The sequence below is a fragment of the Actinacidiphila sp. bgisy145 genome, assembly GCF_057708125.1.
This window is the reverse complement of record NZ_JBYIRL010000021.1, coordinates 80,441-105,636: the sequence shown is the minus strand read 5'-3', so window position 1 is coordinate 105,636 and position 25,196 is coordinate 80,441. Positions and strand designations below refer to the sequence as shown.

16 protein-coding genes are annotated in these 25,196 nt (G+C 74.2%); 7 read left to right on the top strand and 9 right to left on the bottom strand.

The window, feature by feature from the left end; genetic code table 11:
• The first annotated feature begins 58 nt into the window (after positions 1-58).
• A complete protein-coding gene (locus AC3ERT_RS20175) occupies positions 59-1,219 on the top strand; it encodes an acyl-CoA dehydrogenase family protein (protein WP_435175788.1) in 1,161 nt (386 codons plus the stop codon).
• Positions 1,220-1,515: 296 nt separating this feature from the next.
• Here AC3ERT_RS20175 and AC3ERT_RS20170 read toward each other — a convergent pair whose 3' ends face one another.
• Positions 1,516-2,691, bottom strand: a complete 1,176-nt coding sequence (locus AC3ERT_RS20170) for an FAD-dependent oxidoreductase (protein ID WP_435175786.1) — start codon at positions 2,689-2,691, stop codon at positions 1,516-1,518.
• 92 nt (positions 2,692-2,783) lie between these two features.
• Between AC3ERT_RS20170 and AC3ERT_RS20165 the strand changes: the two genes are divergently transcribed.
• Positions 2,784-3,422 carry a TetR/AcrR family transcriptional regulator gene (locus tag AC3ERT_RS20165; protein WP_335983668.1) on the top strand — a complete coding sequence of 213 codons (639 nt, stop codon included), beginning with the start codon at positions 2,784-2,786 and terminating at the stop codon, positions 3,420-3,422.
• A gap of 526 nt (positions 3,423-3,948) precedes the next feature.
• On the opposite strand, the gene AC3ERT_RS20160 is transcribed toward AC3ERT_RS20165, so the two are convergent.
• The 3 genes from AC3ERT_RS20160 to AC3ERT_RS20150 all read right to left on the bottom strand — a co-directional run bounded on the left by AC3ERT_RS20160 (position 3,949) and on the right by AC3ERT_RS20150 (position 8,486).
• Positions 3,949-4,839 (bottom strand): NmrA family NAD(P)-binding protein, encoded by an 891-nt coding sequence (locus AC3ERT_RS20160; RefSeq protein WP_435131630.1) that lies wholly within the window; start codon positions 4,837-4,839, stop codon positions 3,949-3,951.
• 782 nt (positions 4,840-5,621) lie between these two features.
• Entirely contained in the window at positions 5,622-6,587 is a 966-nt protein-coding gene (locus AC3ERT_RS20155) for a pirin family protein (protein ID WP_435175784.1), read from the bottom strand.
• 18 nt (positions 6,588-6,605) lie between these two features.
• A complete protein-coding gene (locus AC3ERT_RS20150; RefSeq protein WP_435175843.1) occupies positions 6,606-8,486 on the bottom strand; it encodes an acyclic terpene utilization AtuA family protein in 1,881 nt (626 codons plus the stop codon).
• Positions 8,487-8,642: 156 nt separating this feature from the next.
• Here AC3ERT_RS20150 and AC3ERT_RS20145 point away from each other — a divergent pair, with 156 nt between their 5' ends.
• On the top strand, positions 8,643-9,230 hold the full coding sequence (locus AC3ERT_RS20145; protein ID WP_435175782.1) for an NUDIX hydrolase: 588 nt from the start codon (positions 8,643-8,645) through the stop codon (positions 9,228-9,230).
• A gap of 59 nt (positions 9,231-9,289) precedes the next feature.
• Here the strand turns inward: AC3ERT_RS20145 and AC3ERT_RS20140 are convergent, their stop codons facing one another.
• The 4 genes from AC3ERT_RS20140 to AC3ERT_RS20125 all read right to left on the bottom strand — a co-directional run bounded on the left by AC3ERT_RS20140 (position 9,290) and on the right by AC3ERT_RS20125 (position 18,442).
• On the bottom strand, positions 9,290-10,318 hold the full coding sequence (locus AC3ERT_RS20140; RefSeq protein WP_435175780.1) for an alpha/beta hydrolase: 1,029 nt from the start codon (positions 10,316-10,318) through the stop codon (positions 9,290-9,292).
• A gap of 8 nt (positions 10,319-10,326) precedes the next feature.
• On the bottom strand, positions 10,327-14,958 hold the full coding sequence (locus tag AC3ERT_RS20135; RefSeq protein WP_435175778.1) for a beta-ketoacyl synthase N-terminal-like domain-containing protein: 4,632 nt from the start codon (positions 14,956-14,958) through the stop codon (positions 10,327-10,329).
• Positions 14,951-16,780 (bottom strand): fatty acyl-AMP ligase, encoded by a 1,830-nt coding sequence (locus tag AC3ERT_RS20130; protein WP_435175776.1) that lies wholly within the window; start codon positions 16,778-16,780, stop codon positions 14,951-14,953. Before AC3ERT_RS20130 ends, AC3ERT_RS20135 begins: the two co-directional genes overlap by 8 nt.
• A gap of 114 nt (positions 16,781-16,894) precedes the next feature.
• A complete protein-coding gene (locus AC3ERT_RS20125; protein ID WP_435175774.1) occupies positions 16,895-18,442 on the bottom strand; it encodes an acyl-CoA carboxylase subunit beta in 1,548 nt (515 codons plus the stop codon).
• A 341-nt stretch (positions 18,443-18,783) separates the two neighbouring features.
• Between AC3ERT_RS20125 and AC3ERT_RS20120 the strand changes: the two genes are divergently transcribed.
• Positions 18,784-19,992 carry a PucR family transcriptional regulator gene (locus tag AC3ERT_RS20120; RefSeq protein ID WP_435175772.1) on the top strand — a complete coding sequence of 403 codons (1,209 nt, stop codon included), beginning with the start codon at positions 18,784-18,786 and terminating at the stop codon, positions 19,990-19,992.
• A gap of 174 nt (positions 19,993-20,166) precedes the next feature.
• The gene (locus AC3ERT_RS20115; RefSeq protein ID WP_335982302.1) at positions 20,167-21,123 is read left to right on the top strand and encodes an acyl-CoA desaturase; all 957 of its coding nucleotides are present in this window, start codon (positions 20,167-20,169) and stop codon (positions 21,121-21,123) included.
• A gap of 81 nt (positions 21,124-21,204) precedes the next feature.
• Here AC3ERT_RS20115 and AC3ERT_RS20110 read toward each other — a convergent pair whose 3' ends face one another.
• Positions 21,205-22,524: a glucarate dehydratase family protein gene (locus AC3ERT_RS20110; protein WP_435175841.1), complete on the bottom strand. Its 1,320-nt coding sequence runs from the start codon at positions 22,522-22,524 to the stop codon at positions 21,205-21,207.
• Between the two features lie 152 nt (positions 22,525-22,676).
• On the opposite strand from AC3ERT_RS20110, the gene AC3ERT_RS20105 reads away from it, so the two are divergent.
• Together AC3ERT_RS20105 and AC3ERT_RS20100 are read left to right on the top strand one after the other, a co-directional pair.
• Positions 22,677-23,774 (top strand): phosphotransferase family protein, encoded by a 1,098-nt coding sequence (locus tag AC3ERT_RS20105; protein WP_435175769.1) that lies wholly within the window; start codon positions 22,677-22,679, stop codon positions 23,772-23,774.
• A 6-nt stretch (positions 23,775-23,780) separates the two neighbouring features.
• Entirely contained in the window at positions 23,781-24,995 is a 1,215-nt protein-coding gene (locus AC3ERT_RS20100; protein ID WP_435175767.1) for an acyl-CoA dehydrogenase family protein, read from the top strand.
• Positions 24,996-25,196 lie beyond the last annotated feature (201 nt).

Below are 25,196 nucleotides of genomic sequence, written 5' to 3'. Positions count from 1 at the left end.
TCTCCCCCCAGGGGGCGGCGCCGCAGGTACCCGGTTCCTTCCTTCGTTCGGAGATGACATGCTTTCCTATCCCCAGCCTGCTCAGGCAGCCGAGGACTTGCCCGAGCTGCTGCGCCCCATCATCGAGGAGTACCGGGGCCAGGCCCAGGAAATGCGCAGGCTGCCGGACGGACTCCTGGACCACCTGCGCGCCTGCGGGGCGTTTCGCCTCAACACCCCGCGGGAGCTGGGCGGGTACGAGCTGCCGCTGGCCAGGACGGCGGCCGTGATCGAGCGCCTCGCCCGCATCGACGGCTCGACCGCCTGGGTCGTGTGGAACCTCAATACCGGCTTCACCGCCGCGCTCCTCACCGAGGCGAGCGTGGAGCGGGTCTGGGCAGACGGCCCGGACCCGATGATCGCGCACTCCAGCCAGCCGGGTCGTCTGACACCTGGCGACAACGGCTTCCGGCTCTCCGGTGAGTGGAAGCTCGTCAGCGGGGTCGACACGGCCCGGTGGTTGGGACTGCTCGCACTCGTCCTGGACGATGGGCAGCCGCGCATGACCGAAACCGGCCCGGAGTGGCGCTTCTGCCTGGTTCCCCGCGCCTCGGTGACCGTGCGCGACACCTGGCACTCGACCGGAATGCGAGCCACGAACAGCAACACGGTCATGGCTGAGGACGTGCCGGTAGCCGCCGACATGACGGTGTCACCCAACGCGGTCAGCCGCATCGACCGCCCGCTCTATCGTGTACCGGTGATCAACCAGATCCCCTCCGGTAGCGCGGCGATCGTACTGGGCTTGGCCCGCGGGGCGATCGACGAGATGGCAGCATTGTCGCGTGCCAAGACCGGACCGGACGGTGCGCCGCTCGCACAGCAGCCCGGGATCCAGGCCGCCTTCGGCCGGGCCGCTGCGCGGGCCGACGCCGCACGGGAGTTGCTGCTGGCCGCCCTGCGAGGACTGGATGCCGCCGCGGCGGCGGGCCGCCCAGCCACGGAGGTGGAACGCGGTGCCGTGAGGGGTGCGTTGTCTCACGCGGGAGAGACCGCACGCGAAGTGCTCACGTCGATGTACGAGCTGGGCGGTTCAAGCGTCCTGTACGAATCGAGCCGACTGGGCCAGCTCTTCCGCGACGGCCACACCGCCGCCCAGCACATCGCCCTTTCCGCGGCCCACTACGAACTGGCCGGTCGCACAGTCCTCGGCATCCCAGCCGCCGACCCCACCCTGTGAATTGACGACGACCGACGAGCACTGCCCGGTCGAAGGTGCTGCCTTCGGGCGGGTCGGCCAGGAAGGTCAGCACGTGCACCGCGACGGCGAACTGCCGCTGCTGACTACCGGCCACTGAGCCAGCGCCAACCTGAGTTATCAGTTCAAGGGCTGGTGCGGTCGGTCCTCGGAATGCTTCTACTGAGCCTTTTCCAACCTCACGCCTCAACGTGAGGTTGGGAAAGGCACCGCTGCCACACCGCACTGGGCGGGCAGCCACCCATCACCCGCGTTAACAATGTTCCGGGTCAATACACCTAGCCCATGGCGGACTGTGATCCGTCTGCGACGGGCAGGGAAGGCGGCTCGTAGTCGTAGAGGTATCCCTGCGCCCGTTCGAAGAACGGGAGGAGTACGCGCATCTTCGCCGCATCGATCTGTCGCTTCACAGCACCGGGCCGCTTGCTCTCACGGGCGTTGTGCCCGTGCTTGAGCAGCTTGTCGATGCGCGGGCGGCGCGCCTTGTCATAGGCCGCGAGTGCCGCTGGGACGGTCGGGGCGCTGCTCAGCGCCGCTGCGAGTTCCAGTGCGTCCTCGGCGCACATCGAGGCACCGTGCCCGACGCCGACTGGGTGAGCGGCGTCGCCGACCAGGACCATGCGGGCGCTGTGCCACTTCGCGACCGGGTCGCAGACGTTCAGACAGCCGGACGCGACGATCGATGTCGTGGCTTGGACCATCGCCCTCGGCGTCGCCTCCGGGAACAGCTCGCGGACGCGCCGCAGCCACTGCTCGTCGTCGACGCCTCGGAGATCGGGCTTGACGGGGGCCCCGATCTGCGCCGTCCACCACTGAGTCCGTTCGTCGATGCTGGTGTACACGAAGGCGCCGTTGCGCGTGTAGGTGAGGTCCCAGACGCCGGGCTCGACACCTGCCATGGTGGACATTCCGGCGACTCCATAGAGCCCCGCGTACTCCGCGCGCGGCGCGGACGAGTCGATCAGTCCGCGCACGGTTGACCAGATGCCGTCGGCACCCACGAGCAGTTCCGCGGTGTCGCGCCGGCCGGAGGCGAATTCAGCCACCACGCCGTCCGCCGACTCCGTCGAGCCCACCAGGCGTTCGCCGGTGACGATCCGCGCGCCCGCGTCGAGTGCGGCGCGCCTCAGGAGCGCCACGAGCCGTCCGCGCTGGAGCGCGACGCTGCGCATCGAATCGGTGCCGCGCCGAAGGCGCGGCACGTCCCCCAAGAGGCGGCCGCCCCCCGTGTGGAACCGCATCCGATCAATGGGGAATCCGGCTGCCCGCACGTCGTCCAGGCAGCCCAGCTTCTCCAGCGCGCGCAGGCCGTTGACCGCGAGGCTGAAGTGGGCGCCGACCTCCTCGGGTGGAACCTCGTACGCCTCGTAGACGGTCACCTCGTGACCGATCTGTCGCAGTGCAAGGGCGGTGGCGGGGCCGGCTACCCCGCCACCGATCACGATCGTCTGCACAGGCTTCTCCCTGAATCAAATTTCACCGAATACTGATTCGGTGAAAGTCTGTTCCGATACGCTGGCATCTGTCAACAGGCGAGGAGGACGACATGCCTCAGGCGAGTTCCGCCAGCCGGAAAGTCCGGGCGGCCCAGACCCGTGCCGCGCTGCTGGACGCGGCGCGGGGGCTCTTCAACGAGCGCGGCTACCTCAATACGAAGATCGTTGACATCACGGCCGCGGCCGGACGCTCGACCGGGTCGTTCTACGAACACTTCGCCAGCAAGGACGAGCTGCTCCAGGCGCTCCTCGCCGAGATGGAGGGTGCGATCGACGAGCGCATGATCGGTCTGGAGCACCCCCGCGATCACGACCTGACCGACCGGGACCAGCTGCGCGACCATGTCGGTGTCGCGTGGACGGTGATGCGACAGAACCGCCCCGTCGCACTCGCACTGTTTCAGGCGATGGTGGCCGACGCCCCCGCTACGGGCCGGGCCTGGCGCGACCTGCGCGCACAGACAGTAACCATTCGGGAGCACCTCGAGTACCTGGTTGAGCGCGGACACCAGCTGCCCGGCGACCCCGAGTTCATCGCGGCGGCGATAGGCGCGATGCTTGTCACCCTCAACTACGCCGTGCTCACGCCCCCCGGCAGCGAAGACGACCAGCACGTCATCGGCAGCCTCACGGATTTGCTGTTGTACGGGCTGTCCGGACCGGCGTCACGATCAGCGGATGAAACCTAGAAACCCGCTTCCGGCCGCCCTCCTGGGTGTTGCCGAACTCGGCAGGACGAGCCGGACTGCGGGGACGGCTCCAGCGGCGCCCCCGAGCCGCGGCGAGCCCGTCTCCTCGACCCGCCGCGGTCACCGGTCAGAGTCCGAACAGCCGCTCCGCGTTGCGGTGGGTGGGCGCGGCCCGTTCCTCGGCCGTCAGGTCGAGCCCGTCGATGAAGTCAAGCACCTTCCCAAGTCGGTACGGCGGGCACCATCTTGACCGGGCTCGTCCAGGACACGACCTGTACGTCGATGCGTGCTCGTCCATCCGCCGGATCCGGCCCTCGCCGAGATCGGTGCCGAGCCGGTACGCGATCGCCTGGTCCAGCGCTGGGGACCGCCCGAGCCCCGGCCGGACGGGCGTCGGGCTGGTGCTCCGGAAGCGCAGATCGGGTGCCTCACGGGCGAGTACCGATCCGGCGCCTTCCATGATCGCCGGATCGATCGCGTGTTCCTCGACTCAGATGAGAGTCATTTCGCATCCGCGTGGCAGGGGTCAGGAACGGGCAGCGTCGACGGCGGGCCGGAGGACCTCTGTGCACCACTGACGGAAGGTGGTCGGCGTGCTGTTCGCGGCGGTGCGGACGACGCCCTCGTCGAGGCCGTCGATCTTGGCCTGCGCCATGTCGGCCATCGCCCGGGCCATGCCGGGCGACGCGCCGAAGGAGAGCATCGCGGTCTCCAGTGACGCGGCCTCGATCCGCTCGTAGCGCACCGGGATGCCCAGCACGTCGGTGATGACAGCGGCCATGTCGTTGCCCGACAGGTCCTCCGGGCCGAGCAGCGGTACTTCGGCGAACCCGGTCCAGCCGCGATCGAGCAGCAGGCGAGCGGCGGTGTCGCCGATGTCCCGGGTGGCCACCATCGGCACCTTGCGCTCGGGCGCGAGGGGTCCGTAGACCGCGCCCCGGCCCAGGATCGTGCCGATATCGCGCAGCGTGTTGTCCATGAAGGTCGGGTTGGCGAGCGCGCGGTAGTTCGTGACCGTGGCGAACAGGTCGTCCATGGCCAGCGAGGCCGTCCCGTTGCCGGCCCGGTCGGCCGCGGCGGTCCCCCTGCCCAGCGCCGAGACCCCGACGACGTGGCGGACGCCGTGCGCGGCGACGGCCTCGACGCCCGGCCTGCTGGCCTCGACGTAGGAAGTCATCACGTCGGGGGCGCGGAGGTCGCTGGGCATCAGCCAGTACACCGCGTCGGCACCGGCGAACGCTTTGTCCACCACCGCGGCGTCGCGGTGGGAGCCCTCCACGACCTCGACGCGGTCACGGACGCCGGGAGAGAGCCGCTGCGGATCGCGGACGACAACCCGGACGGACTCGCCGGCATCGAGCAACCGCTCGACGACGCGGCGGCCACTCTTGGCGGTGGGGGCGGTAACGACGATCACGAGAATTCCTCCGTACGACGGGTGCGTGTAAACTCGACCGTACCGTTTACTTCTGGAAAGGGCCACCATGGCAGCGCGACGACGCGACAAAGTCCGCAACGGCCAGACACCCCAGGAAGCCGCCCGGAACGCACTACTCGGCCCCGATAGCGCGGAGCATGCACTTCTGCCCGTGCTGGTCGACAGGTGGCAGATGTCGCGGCGCCTCCTCACCGTCCACACGTTCGTCAGCGCTGCCCCGCTCTCACGAGCGGCCGCACAGGCCCTGCGACCCGCGGACGGCCGCTCGCACCCGGCGATCGCCTCCCGAAACCGGGCGTGGGAGCTGCTGCCGGCCAAGGCCCGGCCACGGGCGCAATTCGCCATCGCGGCGCAGGAGTTCCAGCAGACCGCGTACTTGGAATGGCAGGCCTGGCCGCGGTCACACGCCTCGCTCGGGCTCCCAACCGACTTCCGTCCGGCCGAACCCGCGCAGCCACATCGCGGTCGGGCACCGGCCTGTGGCCCGGATACCGCAACGGCCGCTCCTTCCTCGGCAGCAGCGGCTCCGGCAGTTCCCACCGGCCATCCGGACCCGATCCATGGCGAAGTCCCCATGGAGGGCACCTAGGTCTACGGCCGTCCGCAGGGTGCGGAGTCGCGTCGTAACCGAGAGGGCTCAGCTCGCGAAACCGGTGGCACTTGGCCAGGAGAGCGCACGCGGGGGACAGCGCGGAGGGCCGCTCGGGATCAGGTCGGGCATGCCGCGCCGAGCGGGCCGGGAGAATCGAAATACGTGCTGGTCAGCGCTCGCGGCCGCGCGGCTTCAAGGGGGTCGGGGGGAGCGCAGGGGCCAGGAGGCGGGCGCCGTCGTAACCGTGGACCTCGCCGAAGCGGGTGCCGGTGTGCCAGTCGTCGCGGGCCTGGGAGATCTCCTCCGCGGTGCGGGCCACGAAGTTCCAGAACATGATCAACTTCTCGGCGAAGGGCTCGCCGCCCAGGAGCATGAGGGAGGAGGCGGTGTCGGCGAGGAGGGGGAGGTCGCGGCGGCCGGCGCCGAGGTAGAGGAGCGACCCGGGGGTGAGGGGGACGCCGTCGACGTCGACGCGGCCGGACATGGCCAGGGCGGCGTACTCGAAGTCGGGTTGGAGGGGCAGGCGGGCGGCGGCGCCCTCGGCGAGGGTGAGGTCGGCGCCGACGAGCGGGGTGTGGACGCTGCCGGGTGAGGCACTTCCGTCGAGTTCGCCGAGGATGACGGTGGCGTGCAGCCCGGGGGCGGTGACCTCGGGGAGTTCGGCGTGGTGCTCGAAGGCGGGGGCGATGTGGCGCTGGGCGTCGGGCAGCGCGACCCACAGTTGGGCGCCGTGCAGGTAGCGGGCGTGGTCGCGCGGCGACTCCTCGGAGTGCGAGATGCCCCGCCCGGAGGTCATCAGCCCCAACTCCCGCGGCCGGACGGTCTGTTTGCTGCCGAGGCTGTCGCGGTGCAGCACCTCGCCCTCGTGCAGCCAGCTCACCGTCTGGAGTCCCGTGTGCGGGTGCGGCGGCACCTGCATGCCGGGCTCGCGGGCGATGTCGTCGGGGCCGTAGTGGTCGACGAAGCACCACGCGCCGATCATGCGGCGGCCGAGGTTGGGCAGGAGCCGGCGCACCTCGGTGCTCTCGCCGAGCGGCGTGAGGCGGCCGGCGAGCAGTTCGCGGACCGGGGCGGCGGACACGTCCTCGCGGCCGCCGCAGACGCTGGCGGACGGTTTCACATCGAGATTGCTCATGCCCCGATCATGCACCGCTCAGGCGCCGGGGTCCGGGTGCGGCGCCCGCGGGGGCTCCACGAGGTGCTCGGGGATGTCCGCCAACCGGGCGCGCAGCCGCTCGCCGAGCGCCTTCGCCTGCGGGTCGGCGCCGGTGGAGGCCGCGACGCCGTCGCCGAGCAGGTCGTGGACGACGAAGTTGAGCGCGCGCAGGCCGGGCAGTTCGTAGCGGCTGACCGGCAGCCGGGCGGTCTCGGGCAGCAGCGCGCGCAGTCGGGGCACGTCGAGGTAGTCGCGCAGCCAGGTGTACGTGTCGTCGTCGCGGGCCCACAGTCCGACGTTGGCGTCGCCGCCCTTGTCCCCGGAGCGCGCGCCGACGAGCGTGCCGAGCGGCAGGCGCACGGTCCGGCCGGGTGTGGCGGTGCCGCGACCGCCGTACGGTTCCGCGCGCTCGGGCCGGGGCGCTCCGTCGACGGGCGGCGGCGGCGGGGGTACGGCGTCGGGCCGCAGCCCAGGGGCCGCGCGTCCCGGCAGCGGGCGTCCGGGCGTGGCGGACGGCGCGGGTGACGCGGGCGGGCCGGGCACCGCCAGTCGGGTGCCGTCCGCGAGCACCGTGACCGCGGCCACCTCCGCCGCGGGCACCAACGCGGGCCAGTACACGCCGAATTCGCTGGGCCGGGCGCTCGCGTGCTCCAGGTAGAGCCCGGGGTAGCCGGCCAGCGCGGTGCCTGCGACGGCCGTGAAGAAGCCGCGGCCGACCTTCGCCGGGTCGGGGTCCTTCACCGTGAGGGTGAGGCGGTCCACCTCGTGGCCGTGCTCGCGCCGCAGGTCGTACCCGGCGAACGCGGCCGGGCCGCCGGTGGCGTCGCGCAGTGCGGCCTCGGCGTAGTCGGCCTTGGCGTCGAGGTCGAGGCCGGTGAGGACGAACACCGCGGAGTTGCGGTGGCCGCCGACGTGGTTGACGCACACCTTGAGGGTGTCGGGCGCCGGTTCCCCGGCGACCGGGCCGACCGCGACCCGGTCGGGGCCCTGCTGGGTGAGGCGCACGGTGTCGAAGCGGGCCACCACGTCGGCGTTGAGGTAGGCGGGGTGCCCGGTCTCGTACAGGAGTTGGGCGGTGACGGTGCCGACGGTGACGGCGCCGCCGGTGCCGGGGTGCTTGGTGATGACGCTGGAGCCGTCGGGGTGGATCTCGGCGAGGGGGAAGCCGGGGTGGACGGGGTCGGGGATCTCGGTGAAGAAGGAGTAGTTGCCGCCGGTGGCCTGGGTGCCGCACTCGATGATGTGGCCCGCGGTGACCGCGCCGGCCAGCGCGTCCCAGTCGTCGGCGGCCCAGCCGAACGCCCATGCGGCGGGTCCGACCACGAGCGAGGCGTCGGTGACGCGGCCGCAGACCACGACGTCGGCGCCGGCCCGCAGCGCCTGGGTGATGCCCCAGCCGCCGAGGTAGGCGTGGGCGGTGACCGGTTCGACGCCGGCCGCGGCCAGCGGGCGGCCGGTGGCGAGGTGGGCGAAGTCGTGGCCGCGGGCGGTGAGTTCGGGCAGCCGGTCGAGCAGGTCGTCGCCCTCGACATGGGCGACGGAGGGGTGCAGCCCGGCGGCCGCGGCGAGTTCGCGGAGTTTCGCGGCGAGCCCGGCGGGGTTGAGGCCGCCGGCGTTGACCACGACCTTGATGCCGCGGTCCAGGCAGGTGCCGAGCACGTCGTGCATCTGGGCGAGGAAGGACAGCGCGTAGCCGCCCTCGGGGTCGCGCCGCCGGGCCTTCCACAGCAGCAGCATGGTGAGTTCGGCGAGGTAGTCGCCGGTGAGGACGTCGATCGGGCCGCCCTCGACCATCTCGCGGGCGGCGGCGAGCCGGTCGCCGTAGTAGCCCGAGCAGTTGGCGATCCGCAGCGGTGCGGTGCGGCCCCGGCCGTACACCGGCGCACCGGCCGCAGCGGTCGTGCCCACCGGACCGTTCGCCGCATCCGTCACCGTACTCTCCCGTCACTTCGCCCCAGGGTCACCGGCCCCGCGATCCTCGTGCCGATGCCCGCACCGCGCAAGCCCCCCGGCGGGCGGTGGTTGAATCGCGGTATGAGCGAACCACCCGCGCACTCCGGCTCCGCCGCTGCCGACGACGACGGCACCACCGAGGACGGCGGCCTGCTCTCCGTCCACGAGGTGATCGACATCGTGGACGAGGACGACAACGTCATCGGCACCTCCCCCCGCGGCGAGGCGTACGCGCGCGGACTGCTGCACCGTTGCGCGTTCATCCTGGCCCGCGACCCGGCCGGCCGGATCTTCGTGCACCGCCGCACCGCCCGCAAGCTCGTCTTCCCCGCCCTGTACGACATGTTCGTCGGCGGTGTGGTCGGCGCGGGCGAGTCCTACGACGCGACGGCGCTGCGCGAGGCCGAGGAGGAACTCGGGGTGAGCGGACTGCCGCAGCCCACGCACCTGTTCACCTTCCGCTACGACCGGCAGGACCAGCCCGGCGGCTGGTTCTCGGCGGTGTACGAGGTGCGGGTGGACGGCCCGGTCCGGCCGCAGCCGGAGGAGGTCGCCTGGCACGGCTTCGTGACCGAGGAGGAGCTGCGGCAGCGGCTGGCGGAGTGGGAGTTCGTGCCGGACGGGCTGGAGGCGTACCGCCGGCTCGTGCGGTGGCGGGCCGAACGGTAGCCGTACGCCGCCCTGTTCGGCCCGCCGGCCGGTTCAGCGGTGCAACTCCTGTCGGCCGCTCAGCTGTTCAGCCCGAGCGCCTGGGAGATCAGCGGCCAGGACGTCTTGTACTCCTCCTTCCAGTACGTCCAGCTGTGCGTGCCGCCGGTGTAGAAGTGCGTCTGGACCGGGATGCCGAGCAGCGCCAGCCGCAGGGCGAACGCCTGCGATCCGGGCCACAGCGCGGTCTCCAGCGCCTCGGCGCTCAACTCGCCGTTGCCTCCGGCGACTCCGGTGCCGGAGGAGAGGTAGAGCTTGGTGCCCCGAAGCCCCGATGCGACGTCGAAGGGGTTCTCGGCGCTCCACAGCGCGTAGTTGAGGACCGGCGAGCCCCACAGCGACAGCGGGTCGAGGCTCTCCCGGGCGACGATCGCCTCCACCACGGTGGGCATGCCGGGCATCGTGGTGTCGAGCACGCCGCTGTACGAGGCCGCGGCGGCGAACGTGCCGGGGTGCCGCGCGGCGAAGGCCATCGCCGCCCAGCCGCCGGTGGACACCCCGCCGATCGCCCGGGTGGTGCCGGCCCGGTAGTCCTGCTGGAGCAGCTGCATCAGCTCCGTGACCTGGAAGGTCTCGTAGTCGGGGTGGTCGCTGCCGTAGTTCCACCAGGTGCTGGGGATGCCGGTCGGGCCGGACGACGGCATGGCGACGATCACCTCCTGGCCCGCGGTGAACTGCTCGATGTCGGTCTCGCGGGTCCACGAGGTGTAGTCGTCGTGGGCGCCCTGGAGCAGGTAGAGCACCGGCCAGGTGCGGCCGGCCTGGGCGGACCAGTCGGCGGGCAGCAGCAGCCGGGTGGCCACGGTGCCGCCGACCGCGGGCGAGGAGATCTGGAGGTCGACGGTGCGGGCGTCGAGCCAGGTCTCGGAGACGACGTGCGCGCCGTCCGCGGCAGTGCCGGCGGGTACGGCGGCCGCTGCGCCGCGGGCAGTGGCGGCCGACGCGGGGCCGGCCGGGCCGAGGACGAGCGCCGAGGCGGCGGTGAGCGCGACGGCCAGTGCGACGGCCGGTGCGGCGGCGGCCCCGGTGAGACGGCGGTGCGTGGGCATGGGACACCTCATGTCGTAGGCGGTACGGGGGCGGCGGCGGGGGCGACGGGAGCGGCCAGGTCGCGGGCGAGCAGCGCGGCGAGTTCGTCCACCACGGGCGGGTCGAGGAGCGCGAGGTGGTGGCCGGGCAGCGGGCGGACCGTCAGGTCCGGGCAGTGGGCGTCCCAGCCGAGCGCCGGGTCCGCGCGGTCGTACCGGGGGTCGTACACCGTGTGCGGGGCGGGCTCGCTGGCGCGGTAGAGCAGGGTGCGGCCGGCGTAGGGGCGCGGGGTGTGCCGTTCGGCGCTGCGCAGGTCGAGGTAGGACGCGCGCTGGTGCTCCAGTACGGCCGCGGGCAGGTCGGCGGTGCGGGCGAGCGCGCCGACGACGAGGTCCACCTGGCCGGCGTCGTCGAGTGCGGCGAGGTGGTCGTACGGCAGGTCGAGGCGGGTGCCGTAGGTCTCCTCGACGTAGCGGGCGAAGCCGGCGAAGCGCCGCAGGGCCTCGTCGTGCGGGGTGAGCCGTTCGGCGGGCAGCGGCAGCACGCTGTCCACGAGCACCAGCGCGGCGACCGTCCCGGCGAGCGGCTCGGCGTCCGGGTCCGGGCCTGTCTCGGGCGCCGCGAGCAGCCGGGCGGTCTCCTGCGCGACCAGCCCGCCGTACGACCAACCGCCCAGCACCCAGGGGCCGTTGGGGCGGGTGGCGCGGATCAGCCGGGCGTAGGCGCGGGCGCGGTCGCCGACGTCGGCGAGGTCGGGCAGCCGGTCCAGGCCGTAGCAGGGGCGGTCCGGGCCGAGCCGCTGGGCGAGGGCGGCGTAGACCGCGGACGAGCCGCCCGCCGGGTGCAGCAGGAACAGCGGCGCCTGGGTGCCTTCGGCGCGCAGGGTGCGTACGGGGCCGCCGGACGCCGATTCCAGGCGCGGGCGCAGGAGTTGGGCGATCGCGGCCACGGTGGGCGGCCGGGCCGCCGCCAACTCCCCCGGCGTGACCGGGTGTCCGCTGCGGGCGGCCAACTCCTCGGCGAGCCCGATCACCTGGCCGGTCGCTCGGGAGGGCAGCCCGAGGTCGTCCTCGGCACCGGGCGGCGGCCCGCCCGTGACGGCGGCCCAGGCGTGGGCGACCAGCCGCTCGGCGGCGTCGCGCGGCTGGACCCGGCGGCGGGGGCGCCGGTCGGCCAACGGCCCTGTCACCGGGGCGGGTTCGGCAGCCGGTCCGCTGCCCGCTGCTTCCAGCCAGGCCGCCAGTGCCTCGACGGTGCCGTGCCGCAGTAGCACGCGCGGCTCGACGGCGACCCCGAAGTCCCGGCCGACGGCGGCGAGGATACGGGCCGCCATCAGGGAGTCGAGGCCGAGGTCGGTCAGCGGGGCGCGCGGGTCGATGTCGGCCGGGGTGTATCCCATGACCTGGGCGACGTGGCCGAGCAGGCGGTCGAGGACGGTCGGGGCGGCGGGAGGGGCAGTGGAAGGGGCAGCCGCGGTCGTGGAAGCGGTCGACGACACCGACTCGCCCTCCTCGCAGGCCTGTTCAGCCGGTACGCGGTGCACCGCCGCGGCCGCCGCCCAGTACCTGCGGTGCCGCCACCCGGCCACGGGCACGTCCGCGAGCCGGGCCCCCGGGTGCAGCAGGTCCCGCGCGACCGGGATGCCGTGCAGCAGGTGCGCGGCCAGCCCCGCGCGGAAGCCGCGGGCGTCGTCGGTGTTCCGGCGCAGCGTCGGCAGCAGCACCGCCCCCTCGATGCCGTCGGCGGCCAACGTCTCGGCGAGCGGGTGGAGTTGGGTGGGGTGCGCGGAGATCTCGACATACGTGCGGTGGCCGTCGGCGGCCGCGGCGGCGACCGCCTGCGCGAACCGCACCGGGCGGCGCAGCCCGGCGGCCCAGTAGCCGGCGTCGAAGGCGGGCGCCTCGCGCGGGTCGTCCAGCACGGTGCCGTAGAAGGCGCAGCCGGGCGCGGTGTGCGGCACCTCGCCGAGCTGCCGGGTGAGCGGTGTGAGCAGCGGGTCCACCTGCGGGGAGTGCCCGGCGGCGACCACCCTCAGCGGGCGGGCCATTCCGCCCAGCCGGCGCACCACGGCGACCAGGTTCGCGATGTCGCCGGCGGTGCCGGTCACCACGCTCTGCGCGGGCGAGGAGTGCACGGCGACCCGTACGCTCGGGCAGGTGGCGGCGTGGCGGCGCACCTCGGCCGCGGACAGCTCCACCACGGCCATCGCGCCGCCGGACAGCCCGTCGAGCAGCCGCGCCCGGGTGCCGATGATCCGCGCGCCGCTCTCCTCGTCGATCGCGCCGGCCACGACCGCGGCGGCCACCTCGCCCATGGAGTGCCCGATGACGGCGGCCGGCTGGAGGCCGTAGGAGCGCCACAGCGCGGCCAGCGCGACCTGGAGCCCGAAGAGCACGGGCTGCACCACGGACGGGGTCGCCAACTCCGCGTCCGGCCGCAGGTGCGCGCGAAGGGACAGGCCGGCGTGGCGTGCCAGCAGCGGTTCCAGCCGGTCCACGGCGGCCGCGAACGCCGGTTCCGCCGCGAGCAGCCGGCTGCCCATGCCGGGCCACTGCGAGCCGTAGCCAGAGAAGACCCACACCGGGCGGGCGCTGTCCGACGGGCGGGGCGGGTAGGCGGGCCGGGGTCCGTCGGGCAGCGGCGGCGGGGCCGGGCGCACCAGGGCGGGGTGGGGCCGGCCGGCGGCCAGCGCCGTGAGGGCGTCGGCGGCCTCGGCGTGGTCCGCGGCCACGACGGCGGCGCGGTGGCGGCCGCGGCCGGTACGGCCGTGCAGGGTGCGGGCGGTGTCGCGCAACGGCGCGGCGCGGCCGTCCCGGGTGGTGAGCCAGCGGCCGAGGTCCTCCGCGGCGGCGCGCAGCCGGGTGTCCGTCGCCGCGTCGAGCACGAGCACGGCGGGCGGCGGCTCGGTGACGGCGGGCCGGGGGTGGGACCGGGGCGCGCCGGCCGGGCGGTGCTCGGCGAGCGCGACATGGGCGTTGGTGCCGCCGAAGCCGAACGCGGAGACGCCCGCGGTCGCGGTGCCGGAGTAGCGCGGCCAGGGTTCGGGGCCGGTCACGACGCGCAGCCCGAGCGCGTCGAAGTCGATCAGCGGGTTCGGCCGGTCGAGGTGGAGGTGGGCCGGCAGCACGCCGTGGTGCAGCGCGAGCACCGTCTTGGCCAGGCCGACCAGGCCCGCGGCGGCCTCCAGGTGGCCGAAGTTGGTCTTCGCCGAGCCGAGCAGCAGCGGCTGGTCGGGGTCACGGCCCGCGCCGAGCACCGCGCCCAGCGCGTGTGCCTCGATCGGGTCGCCGAGTGCGGTGCCGGTGCCGTGCGCCTCGACGTAGTCCAGCAGCGTGCCCTGGTCGCCGTGGACCTGGCACAGCAGGGCGCGCTGTGCGGCGGGGTTGGGGGCGAGCAGCCCGTTGGAGCGGCCGTCGGAGTTCACGGCGGTGCCGCGGATCACCGCGAGCACCCGGTCGCCGTCCCGTTCGGCGTCGGCCAGCCGCTTGAGCACGGCCACCACGCAGCCCTCGCCGCGCACCATGCCGTCGGCCTTCGCGTCGAACGTCTTGCAGCGGCCGTCCGGTGCGAGGGCGCCCGCGCGCTGGAACGCCAGCGTCAGCGCGGGTGACAGCAGCAGGTTGACGCCCGCGGCCAGCGCGGTGTCCGTCTCGCCGCCGGCGAGGCTGCGTACGGCGTGGTGCACCGCGACGAGCGACGACGAGCAGGCGGTGTCCACGGCCATGCTCGGGCCGCGCAGGTCCAGCGCGTACGAGAGCCGGTTCGCGGCGATGCTCAGCGCGGCGCCCGGCGGCGTCCAGGCGTCGACCGCGCCGAGGTCGGCGGTGGTCAGCGACGCGTACTCGTTGCCGCTGATGCCCACGAAGACGCCGGTGGCGGTGCCGGCGAGTTCGGGGGCGGGGATCGCCGCGTGGTCCAGGCCCTCACGGGCGACCTCCAGCAGCAGCCGCTGCTGCGGGTCCATCCGGACGGCCTCATGGGGGGAGATGCCGAAGAACTCCGCGTCGAAGCCGGCGATGTCCGGCAGGAAGGCGCCGTGCCGGCTCACCCCGCCCGGCGCCGCGGGGTCCGCAGCCGGGCCGCCCGGCGGGAGGAAGGGCGTCCAGCGGTCGTCCGGCACCGTGCCCACCGCGTCCCGCCCCGCGCACAGCAGTTCCCACAGGGCCGCGGGCGAGGTGGCGCCGCCGGGCAGCCGGCACCCGAGCCCGATGACGGCCACGGGTACGGATGTCGGTGCGGGTGCCGGTGCGGCGGAGGGGCCCGGGCCGGTGGCCGCCGCCTGCGGGCGCGGGGGCGCCACCGCGCCGCCGACCGTGCCGGGACCGCCGACCGTGACCGTGCCGCCCGCTCCGTCGGTGCCGCCCGTGCCGCCCGTGCCGTCGGTGCCGCCCGCGGCGATCACGTCGAGCAGCCGGCCGAGCGTCGTGGCGTCCCACAGCGCGGTGGGCGCCAATGCCACCCCGGTCAGCTCGCGCACGTCCCCGGCCAGCGCGACCGCGTCCCGCGAGGTGAGCCCCAACTCGGCGAACGGCCGGTCGTCGTCGATGGTTGCGGGGTCGATGCCGTACCACTCCCCCAGCCGGGCCACGACCGCCTCCCGCACCCCGCGCCGCCGGTCCGCCGGGGCGGCTGTCGCGGTCGGGGCGGCGGCGCTACGCACCAGAGCCTCCCTTCGGCGCGAAGGCACCGGCGAGGTACCGCTCGCGGCAGGCGGACCGCGAGACCTTCCCGCTGGACGTGCGGGGCACGGCGCCCGGGGGCACCAGCACGAGCCGGGCCAGGCGGATGCCGTGGCGCGCGGAGACGGCCGCGCGGGCGGCGCCCTCGGCGGCGGCACCTTCGTCGGCGGTGGGTTCCGCGCCGCGGCGGTACTCGGCGACGGCCACGATCGCGGTGGCCGCGATGGCGGCGGCCGCGTCGTCACCGCCGGGTCCGCTCCCCGGTCCGGCGGGTGCCGTGAAGACGGCGAGCCGGTCCCGCCGGACCAGGGGCACCGCCGCCTGCACGGTCTCCTCGACGTCCTGCGGGTAGTGGTTCCGGCCGTCCACGACGAGCAGGTCCTTCAGCCGCCCGGTGACGTACAACTGGCCGTCGTACAGGGCGCCGAGGTCGCCGGCGCGCAGCCAGTCGCCGTACTCGCCGGTGATGCGGGCGGCGAAGGACTCCGCGGAGCGGTCGGCCCGCTTCCAGTAGCCGAGGCCGATGTTGGGGCCGCGCAGCCGGATCTCGCCGACGTGGCCGGCCGGCAGCGGGCGGCCGGTGCGCGGGTCGGTGATGCGCAGCACCTGGCCGACCGGGGTGCCGCAGCCGACGAGCGTCACCGGCGCCGGGCCGTCCGCCGCTGCCGCGGGCTCCGAACCCGCCGCTGTGGCCCTGTCGATGACCGGCTCCACCCTGCCCTGCGCGAGCGCGTCCGGGTCGCAGGTCAGGGTGCGGGGCGCCGCGGTCGGCGGGTCGGTGGTGGCGAAGACGGTCGCCTCGGCCAGCCCGTAGGAGGGGCAGTGCGCTTCGGGGCGCAGCCCGGTCGGCGCGAAGGCAGCGCGGAAGCGCTCCACGGTGCCGGCGCGGACCGGTTCGCTGCCGTTGATCAGCGCCCGGACCCCGTCCAGCCGCAGGCCCGCGGCCTCTTCCGGGTCGATCCGGGCGGCGCAGTAGTCGTAGGCGAAGTTCGGCGCGGCGCTGATGGCGCCCGGGTAGGCGGCGAGCAACCGCAGCCAGCGGACGGGCTGTTCGAGGAAGGCGACGGGGTCGGTGAGGACCGAGGGGAAGCCGCCGACGACGGGCGCGGCGACGCTGAGCACCAGGCCCATGTCGTGGAAGAGCGGCAGCCAGCCGACGGTCGTGGTGCCCTCGGCGGTGGCGGTGAACGCGTCGATCGCCTGCTGGGCGTTGGCGACGACGTTGCCGTGGCTGATCATCACCCCGGCGGGGACGCGGGTGGAGCCGGAGGTGTACTGGAGGTAGGCGATGTCCTCCGGGTCGGCGGCCGGCCACGGTATCCGCGGCGGCGGCTCGGCGCCCGCGGCGCGCTCGACGTGCAGCACCGGCACCGCCGGGATGCCGTGCGCGGCGGTGAACGCGGCCACCGCGGGCGCGGTCGCGGCATCGGTGAGCACACAGCGCGGCTCGCAGTCGCCGAGGACCGCGGCGAGCCGGTCGGCGTGCCCGGGAAGGTCGGGCCCGAACAGCGGCACCGCGATCACCCCGGCGTACAGGCAGCCGAGGAACCCCGCGACGTAGCCGAGCCCTTGGGGCAGCATCAGGGCGGCGCGCTCCCCGGGGCCGACCCGGCCGCGCAGCCGCAGCGCGATGTCGCGGGCGTGCTCGTCCAGCCGCCGCCAGGTCAGCGAGCGGGCCCGGCCGGGCGAGTCGGGGGTCGGGTGGTCGACGAAGGTGAACGCCCGCTGCCCGCCGCGCTCGGCGGACCAGCGGCGCAGGGACTCGGTCAGCGGGACGGGCCGCGTGGGGGGCGGTGTCGGCACAGGCACTCCTGAGGGGACGTACGAAGGGGGCGTACGGAACGGGGCGTACGGAACGGGGCGGTGGGCTCGGCGTTCGCAGGGCGGTACGGCGGGGCGGCGGAAGGACGTGCGAGGTCAGAGCGGGATGTTGCCGTGGCGGCGCTGCGGCACCGCCAGTTCCTTCGTCCGCAGCGCGCGCAGCCCGCGGACGATCTGCCCGCGGGTCTCGTGCGGCATGATCACGGCGTCGACGTAGCCGTGCTGGGCGGCCTGGAACGGCGTGGCGAAGTCGTTCTCGTACTCCTCGACGAGCTGCTTGCGCAGCAGTTCGGGGTCCTCGGCCGCGGCCAGCGCCCGCCGGTGCAGGATCGCGACGGCGCCCTGGGCGCCCATGACGGCGATCCGCGCGGTGGGCCAGGCGAGGTTGAGGTCGGCGCCCAGGTGCTTGGAGCCCATGACGGCGTACCCGCCGCCGTACGCCTTGCGGACCACGACGGTGACGGTGGGCACGCTGGCCTCGGCGTACGCGTACAGGAGTTTCGCGCCGCGCCGCACGATGCCCTCGTGTTCGAGCCGGACCCCGGACAGGTAGCCGGGCACGTCCACGAAGGACAGGATCGGGATGCCGAACGCGTCGCAGAACCGGACGAAGCGGGCCGCCTTCTCGGACGCGTCGATGTCCAGCGCACCGGCGAAGTGCAGCGGCTGGTTGGCGACGACGCCGACCGAGGAGCCCTCGACGCGGGCGAAGGCGCAGATGATGTTCGGCGCGAACAGCTCCTGTACCTCCAGCAGTTCGGCGTCGTCCACGACGCGGCGCAGGATGTCCCGCATGTCGTAGGCGCGGCCGGGCTCTTCGGGCACGACGGTGTCCAGCAACAGGTCCTGCGCGGTGACGCCGGGGTCGGCGGGCCGCCCGTACTGCGGTGGCGCGGCACGGTTGTTGGCGGGCAGGTAGGACAGCAGGACGCGGACGAAGTCGAAGGCGTCCGCCTCGTCGTCGGCGACGTAGTGGGCGGTGCCGCTGACCGCGCCGCTGGTGTGGGCGCCGCCCAACTCCTCGGCGGTGGTGGTCTCCCCGGTCACCGAGCGGATGACGTCGGGCCCGGTGACGAACATGTGCGAGCTGCCGCGGACCATCACGGTGAAGTCGGTGAGCGCGGGCGAGTACGCGGCGCCGCCCGCGCACGGGCCGAGGACGAGGGAGAGTTGGGGGATGACACCGGAGGCCCGTACGTTGCGGCGCACCAGTTCAGCGTAGTGCGCGAGCGCGACCACGCCTTCCTGGATACGGGCGCCGCCGCCGTCGTTGAGGCCGATGACGGGGCAGCCGACCTTGACGGCGTGGTCCATCACCTTGGCGACCTTCTGCCCGAACGCCTCCCCCATGCTGCCGCCGAAGACGGTGGGGTCCTGCGCGAACACCGCGACCTGGCGGCCGTCCACGGTGCCGTGGCCGGTGACGACGCCGTCGCCGTCCGGCCGCCGGTCGGCCGTCCCGGACCCGGTCGCGCGGGATCGCACGAACGCGTCGAACTCGGTGAACGACCCGGCGTCCAGCAGCGCGTCGACGCGTTCCCGGGCGGTCAGCCGGCCGCGGGCGCGCAGCCGGGCCACGGCCTCGGGCGGGCCGCCCCGCAGCAGGCGGGCCCGGCGGGCCTCGAACTCGGCGGTACGCGTCATGCGCGGTCCTCCTCCGGCCAGGGGCGTCATGGACACCAGCAGGCTCCGCCGGGTGGGCCGGGCGGAGTAGTGCGGGACCTGACAGCGGTCCGCGCGGGCCCTGTCACTTCGGTGACAACCGCCCCCCGGCGCCGCGCGGGGCTCGCCCGGCGGACGCGGCATCGCCGCAGGCGGCGCTGAGGCCGGTGAGCGGACCGCGGCAGCGCACTGTCATCCAGGTGACAGGGAAAGCAGCCGCGGGCAGCTGCCGGCGGCCGTGTCCGGTTCACTACTGGTGCACGTGTTGCTACCGGAGAGTAAGGTCACGGCACTCCACCTGATCGAGCGGAAGGGGCCGCGCCGTGCTGAGCCATGCCGTGGCGGGACATCGGGCCGAACTCGCGGAGGAGCCGTTCAACCGGTTCCCCGCCGGCCTCGCCGAGCACCTGCGCCCGCTGACCGAGGACATCCGGCGGGAGGTGGTGAGCGCGATCGTCACCGGCATCCCCGAATACGCCCGCCCCACCAACGCCGCCTACACCACCACCATCAGCACCGGCGTCGAACTCGGCCTGAACCTCCTGCTGGACCGGCTCACCGCGCCCGGCGTCAGCGCCCGCGAGATCTTCGACATCTACCACGCCATCGGGCGCGGCGAGGCCCGCGAGGGCCGCTCGCTGGACTCCTTCCAGGGCGCGCTGCGGATCGCCGCCCGCATCACCTGGCGGACCGTCAGCGCCCTGGCGGGCCGCGACGCGCTGCCCCGCCAGGAGTTGGCGCTGCTCGGCGAGGCCGCGCTGGTGCACCTGGACGAGATCGCCGCCGCCACCTCGGCGGGCTTCGCCGAGGCCCAGTCCCGGCTGGCCGACGAGCCGCGGCGGCGCCGGCTGCGCCTGCTGGACATGCTCACCGACGAGCAGCCGCCCACCGCGCAGGCGATCGCGGCGCTGGCCGGCGCCGCCCGCTGGCCGGTGCCCTCGCGGATCGCGGTCGCCGTGGTCGACCACCAGTGGGAGCAGGAGGAGTCGCGGCCGATCCTGCCGCCGGACCTGCTGGTGCGCTTCGACCGCAAGCCGACCCGCGTGGTGGTGCCGGACCCGGACGGACCCGGCCGGTCCCGCGCCGTCGAGGCGGCGCTGCGCGGCCACCGCGCGGCGCTGGGGCCCGCGGTGCCGCTCACCGAGGGCGCCCGGTCGCTGCGGTGGGCGCTGGACGCGCTGGCGCTGGCCCGGCGCGGTGTGCTGCCCGGACGCGGGCTGGTGCGGTGCGCCGACCACCTCACCACGCTGCTGCTCTTCCAGGACGAGGCCCTGGTGGACGAGCTCGGCGCGCGCCATCTGGGCCCGCTGGAGCGGATGCCGCGGCCGTACCGGGACCGGCTGGCGGAGACGCTGCTGTCGTGGTTGCAGTGCAGCCGCAACGCCAGTGAGGTGGCGGTGCGGCTGGGCATCCATCCGCAGACCGTCCGCTACCGCTTACGCCGCCTCGACGAGCTGTTCGGCGCGCGGCTCCAGCAGCCGGACGCGTGCTTCGAGATGGAACTCGCCCTGCGGCTGCGCCAGTTGCGGTGAAGCGGGGCGGGGCGGCTGGACGGCGCGGCGGCGCGGTTGTCAGCCGGGTGATGACCGGGCGCGGCCAGGTGCGCGTACGGCGCGTAGCCGGTGCGGCGGGCCGTTCGTAGGCTGCGGGTCTTCCCCCACTGCCGCGACCGCGCGCAGGCCCCGAGCGCGCCCAGGAGGCGTCCGATGGCGACGAGTTCCGCAGATGCCCCGTGGGGCGAGCCGATGGGCACCTCCGACCGGGTGGTGGTCGGCCTGTTCGTCGGGGTGCCGTTCGCCGCGGTGATCGCGTCCGTCGCGGTGCTGTGGGGCTGGGGCATCGGCTGGCACGAGGTGGTGATCGGCGCGGTGGCGTACGCGGTGGCCGTGCACGGTGTGACGGTCGGCTACCACCGGCTGTTCACGCACCGGGCGTTCCGCGCGGCCCGCCCGCTGAAGATCGCCCTCGCGGTGGCGGGCACGCTGGCGGTGGAGGGCGACGTGATCACCTGGTGCGCCGACCACCGCCGGCACCACCAGTTCGCGGACCGGCCGGGCGACCCGCACTCGCCGTGGCGGTTCGGCACGTCCGCGGCCGCGGTCGCCAAGGGCATGGTGTGGGCGCACATCGGCTGGACGTTCACCAACGAGAAGACCAACCAGGCCCGTTACGTACCCGACCTGCTGGCCGATCGCGACCTGGTGCGGGTGGCGCGCTGGCAACCCCTCGTCGTGGCCGCCTCGTTCGGGCTGCCCGCGGTGGCGGGCGGGCTGTGGGGGCCGCACCCCTGGAACGGCACGGCCGCGCTGTCGGCGTTCTTCTGGGCCGGGCTGGTCCGGATCGGGCTGCTGCACCACGTCACCTGGTCGATCAACTCGATCTGCCACGTGGCCGGTTCGCGCCCCTTCCGGTCCCGCGACCGCTCCGGCAACGTCTGGTGGCTGGCGCCGCTGTCCGGCGGCGAGTCCTGGCACAACCTGCACCACGCCGACCCGACCTCCGCCCGGCACGGCGTGCTGCCCGGGCAGCTCGACTCCAGCGCCCGGCTGATCCGGATTTTCGAACTACTCGGCTGGGCCCGCTCAGTGCGCTGGCCCGACCGCCGCCGCCTGGCGGCGCGGACGGCGGCCGCCCGCGAGGACCGCGACCGCGCCGACGCGTGACGGCCCCGGGCGCCGCCGCACCGCTCCCCCTGAGGGCCCGTACGGCACCGGGGTTCCCCGGCCCCGTACGGTCCGCCCTGCCTACCAGCGGGGCACCGTCGGGGTCTGCCAGTCCGGGTCGGCCTTGCGCATCGCGGCCGCGTCGTCGCGGTCGCGCATCGTGCCGTCGTCGTCCAGCCAGCGCTGGTGCAGCCGGGCGAGGGCGTCGCGGTCGAGTTCGACGCCGAGCCCGGGGCGGTCGGAGACGGCGAGCCGCCCGTCGGTGAAGACGTGCCGCTCGGTGATGACGTCGTCGGTCTGCCAGGGGTAGTGCGTGTCGCAGGCGTAGTCGAGGTTGGGCACCGTCGCGGCCACATGCGTCATCGCGGCGAGGCTGATGCCCAGGTGGGTGTTGGAGTGCATGGACAGGCCCACCCCGAAGGTGCGGCAGATCGCCGCGAGGTGCTGGGTGTTGCGCAGCCCGCCCCAGTAGTGGTGGTCGGAGAGCACCACCTGCACGGCGCCGCGGGTGAACGCCTCCTGGATCTCCGGGAAGGTCGTCACGCACATGTTCGTCGCCAGCGGCACGTCCGTCCGCGCGGCCACGCGCGCCATCCGGTCGGTGGTGCTCGCCGGGTCCTCCAGGTACTCCAGCACGTCGCCGATCTCGCGGGCGACCTCGAGCGAGGTCTCCACCGACCAGGCGCCGTTGGGGTCCAGCCGCAGCGGCTTGCCCGGGAACGCCTCGGCCAGCGCCCGTACGGCGGCGATCTCCTGCGCGGGCGGGAAGACGCCGCCCTTGAGCTTGAAGGAGCCGAAGCCGTAGGTGTCGGCGAAGCGGCGGGCCTGGGCGACGACGCCTGCCGGGTCCAGGGCGGCGCCCCAGTCGTCGGGCTCCCCGGCGCCCTGCGGGTGTTCGGCGAAGCGGTAGAAGAGGTAGGCGCTGTAGTCGACGGCGTCGCGGACCTTCCCGCCGAGCAGCGCGTGCACCGGCAGGCCCAGGGACTTGCCGAGCGCGTCGAGGCAGGCCACCTCGAACCCGGAGATGACCGACAGCCGCAGCTTGTCCGCGGTCTGCACCCCGCGCAGCCCGCCGGTGCTGACGGAGTCGGAGACGCCGCCGGGTTCGCCGCACACCCGCTCGGCGAGGGTGAACAGCCCGTTCAGGTCGCTGACCTGGTGGCCGGGCAGCGCTTCGGCGAGCGGCGCGACCAGGTCGAGGTAGCCGCGGTCGCCGTAGGTCTCGCCGACACCGCTGGTGCCGTCGGCGGTGACCACCTCGATGATCAGGCGCGGGGTGTAGGGCTGGTGCACCCCCTGGGTGTTGAGCAGCGGCGGATCGGCGATCAGGATGGGCGTCAGCCGCACCTCGGTGATGGTCTGCCCGGAGGTGGGGGCCGCCGCCGAACCCGCCGTCTGCATATATGAATCGCGTTCACCCATGGGATTGAGCCTAGGCGGGCGGCCCGGCCACCGTCAATGCGGCCGCCGCCGGCCGGCGGGGCACCGCGCGAGCACGGCCGCCGCCACAGGCGCACTGGACCCCATACCAACCAGTCGGTACGATCCCCGGCATGAGTGCATCCGCCAACCCGCCGGGCCTGGACCTCGACCGCCTCCGCCACCACCTGGACCGGGAGCACCCGGGCCTGGTCCGCGGCGAGCTGCGGGGCGACCTGCTGGAGGGCGGCCGCTCCAACCTCACCTACCGCGTCACCGACGGCACCGGCACCTGGGTGGTGCGCCGCCCGCCGCTGGGCCACGTGCTGGCCACCGCGCACGACATGGGCCGCGAGCACCGCGTGATCACCGCCCTCGCCGACACCGCCGTCCCGGTGCCGCGCACCCTGCTGCGCTGCGACGACCCGGAGGTGATCGGCGCGCCCTTCTACGTCATGGAGTTCGTCGCCGGCACGCCCTACCGCAGCGAGCACCAGTTGCGGGAGATCGGCCCGGAGCGCACCCGGGCGGCCGTGCACACCCTGGTCGACACGCTGGTGGACCTGCACGCGGTGGACCCGGCGGCCGTGGGCCTGGCCGACTTCGGGCGGCCCGAGGGCTTTCTCGACCGCCAGCTGCGCCGCTGGGGCAAGCAGCTCGACGCCTCCCGCAGCCGCGAGCTGCCCGGTGTCGACGAACTGCACGCCGCCCTCGGCCGCAGCCTGCCGCACTCCCCCGCACCCGCGATCGTGCACGGCGACTACCGCCTGGACAACGTGCTGATCGACACCGACGGCCGGCTCACCGCCGTACTGGACTGGGAGATGTCCACCCTCGGCGACCCGCTCACCGACCTCGGGCTGCTGGTGATGTACACCGAGCAGCGCAGCGCCGACCTGCTCGCGGCACCCACCACCGGCGGCGCGCCCGGCCACCCCGACTCCCGCGAGATCGTCGCGCGCTACGCCGAGCGGTCCGGCCGCGACGTGTCCTTCGTCGACTGGTACACCGCGTTCGCCTACTTCAAGCTCGCCGTGATCCTGGAGGGCATCCACTACCGGTGGACCCTCGGGCAGACCGTCGGCGCCGGGTTCGACCGGATCGGCACCGTCGTACCGGTCTTCATCGACCGCGGGCTGCACACCCTGCGCACCGCCGGCACCGCGCGGACCTCCGGCGCCGGGCAGCCTGCCGGCACCGCACCGCACTCCACCACCCGAGACGAGGACTGAGGGCCCATGGACTTCGGCTACGACACCAGGACCGAGGAGCTGCGCGCCAGGCTCTCGGCGTTCCTCGACGAGCACGTCTACCCGGCCGAGCCGGTCTTCGCCGCGCAGCGCGAGCAGGCGGTCGGCGACGAGCGCTGGACGGCGCCGCCGGTGGTCGAGCAGCTCAAGGCGACCGCCCGCGCGCAGGGCCTGTGGAACCTCTTCCTGCCCGGCGAGCACGGCGCGGGCCTGACCAACCTCCAGTACGCGCCGCTCGCCGAACTCACCGGCCGCAGCCCGCACCTGGCCCCGCCCGCGCTCAACTGCGCGGCGCCCGACACCGGCAACATGGAGGTGCTCGCCGAGTTCGGCACCCCCGAGCAGCGCAAGGAGTGGCTGGAACCGCTGCTCGCCGGGGAGATCCGCTCGGCGTTCGCGATGACCGAGCCCGACGTCGCCTCCTCCGACGCCACCAACATCGAGACCCGGATCGAGCGCGACGGGGACTCGTACGTCATCAACGGCCGCAAGTGGTACATCTCCGGGGCGATGAACCCCAAGTGCGCCGTGCTCATCGTGATGGGCAAGACCGACCCGGCCGCCGACCGGCACCGCCAGCAGAGCCAGGTGCTGGTCCCCCGCGACACCCCGGGCGTCGAAGTCCGCCGCGGCATGCGCGTGTTCGGCTACGACGACGGCGACCACGGCGGGCACGCCGAGGTGGTCTTCCACGACGTGCGGGTGCCCGTCACCAACCTCGTCGGCGAGGAGGGCGGCGGGTTCGCCATCGCCCAGGCGCGGTTGGGGCCCGGCCGCATCCACCACTGCATGCGGCTGATCGGCATGGCCGAGCGCGCCGTGGAGTTGATGTGCCGGCGCGCCAACACCCGTACCGCGTTCGGGAAGCCGCTCGCCGCGCAGGGCGTGATCCAGGAGTGGATCGCCGAAGCCCGGGTCCAGATCGAGCAGTTGCGGCTGCTGGTGCTCAAGACCGCCTGGCTGATGGACACCGTCGGCAACCAGGGCGCCCACACCGAGATCCAGGCGATCAAGATCGCGACGCCGGCCGCCGTCCAGCAGATCGTCGACCGCGCCATCCAGGTGCACGGCGCCGGCGGCGTCTCCCAGGACTTCCCGCTGGCCGAACTGTGGGCAGGCGTGCGCACCCTGCGCCTCGCCGACGGCCCGGACGAGGTCCACAAGCGGTCGCTCGCTCGGCGCGAGCTCCGCAACTACGTGTGACCCGGCCCTCCGGGGTGGTGCGCTGCGCCGGTTCAGGGACCACCTGCCGGTGGTGGGCTGGTCGCGCAGTTCCCCGCGCCCCTGGGTTTGCTCGGCTTCTTCCGCGGAAAGAGCGTCACCGGCCAGGGGCGCGGGGAACTGCGCCACCAGCCACCGGCGACCGTCAGGTCCGGCAGACCGCCGAACCGGGCAGCCGGCACG

Excerpts from the sequence above, each read along its gene's own strand:
- AC3ERT_RS20145 (WP_435175782.1), top strand. The coding sequence starts at position 8,643 with ATGAGCGAACCACCCGCGCACTCCGGCTCCGCCGCTGCCGACGACGAC.
- AC3ERT_RS20140 (WP_435175780.1), bottom strand. The coding sequence starts at position 10,318 with ATGCCCACGCACCGCCGTCTCACCGGGGCCGCCGCCGCACCGGCCGTC.
- AC3ERT_RS20165 (WP_335983668.1), top strand. The coding sequence starts at position 2,784 with ATGCCTCAGGCGAGTTCCGCCAGCCGGAAAGTCCGGGCGGCCCAGACC.
- AC3ERT_RS20110 (WP_435175841.1), bottom strand. The coding sequence starts at position 22,524 with ATGCAGACGGCGGGTTCGGCGGCGGCCCCCACCTCCGGGCAGACCATC.
- AC3ERT_RS20100 (WP_435175767.1), top strand. The coding sequence starts at position 23,781 with ATGGACTTCGGCTACGACACCAGGACCGAGGAGCTGCGCGCCAGGCTC.
- AC3ERT_RS20105 (WP_435175769.1), top strand. The coding sequence starts at position 22,677 with ATGAGTGCATCCGCCAACCCGCCGGGCCTGGACCTCGACCGCCTCCGC.
- AC3ERT_RS20175 (WP_435175788.1), top strand. The coding sequence starts at position 59 with ATGCTTTCCTATCCCCAGCCTGCTCAGGCAGCCGAGGACTTGCCCGAG.
- AC3ERT_RS20115 (WP_335982302.1), top strand. The coding sequence starts at position 20,167 with ATGGCGACGAGTTCCGCAGATGCCCCGTGGGGCGAGCCGATGGGCACC.
- AC3ERT_RS20125 (WP_435175774.1), bottom strand. The coding sequence starts at position 18,442 with ATGACGCGTACCGCCGAGTTCGAGGCCCGCCGGGCCCGCCTGCTGCGG.
- AC3ERT_RS20155 (WP_435175784.1), bottom strand. The coding sequence starts at position 6,587 with ATGAGCAATCTCGATGTGAAACCGTCCGCCAGCGTCTGCGGCGGCCGC.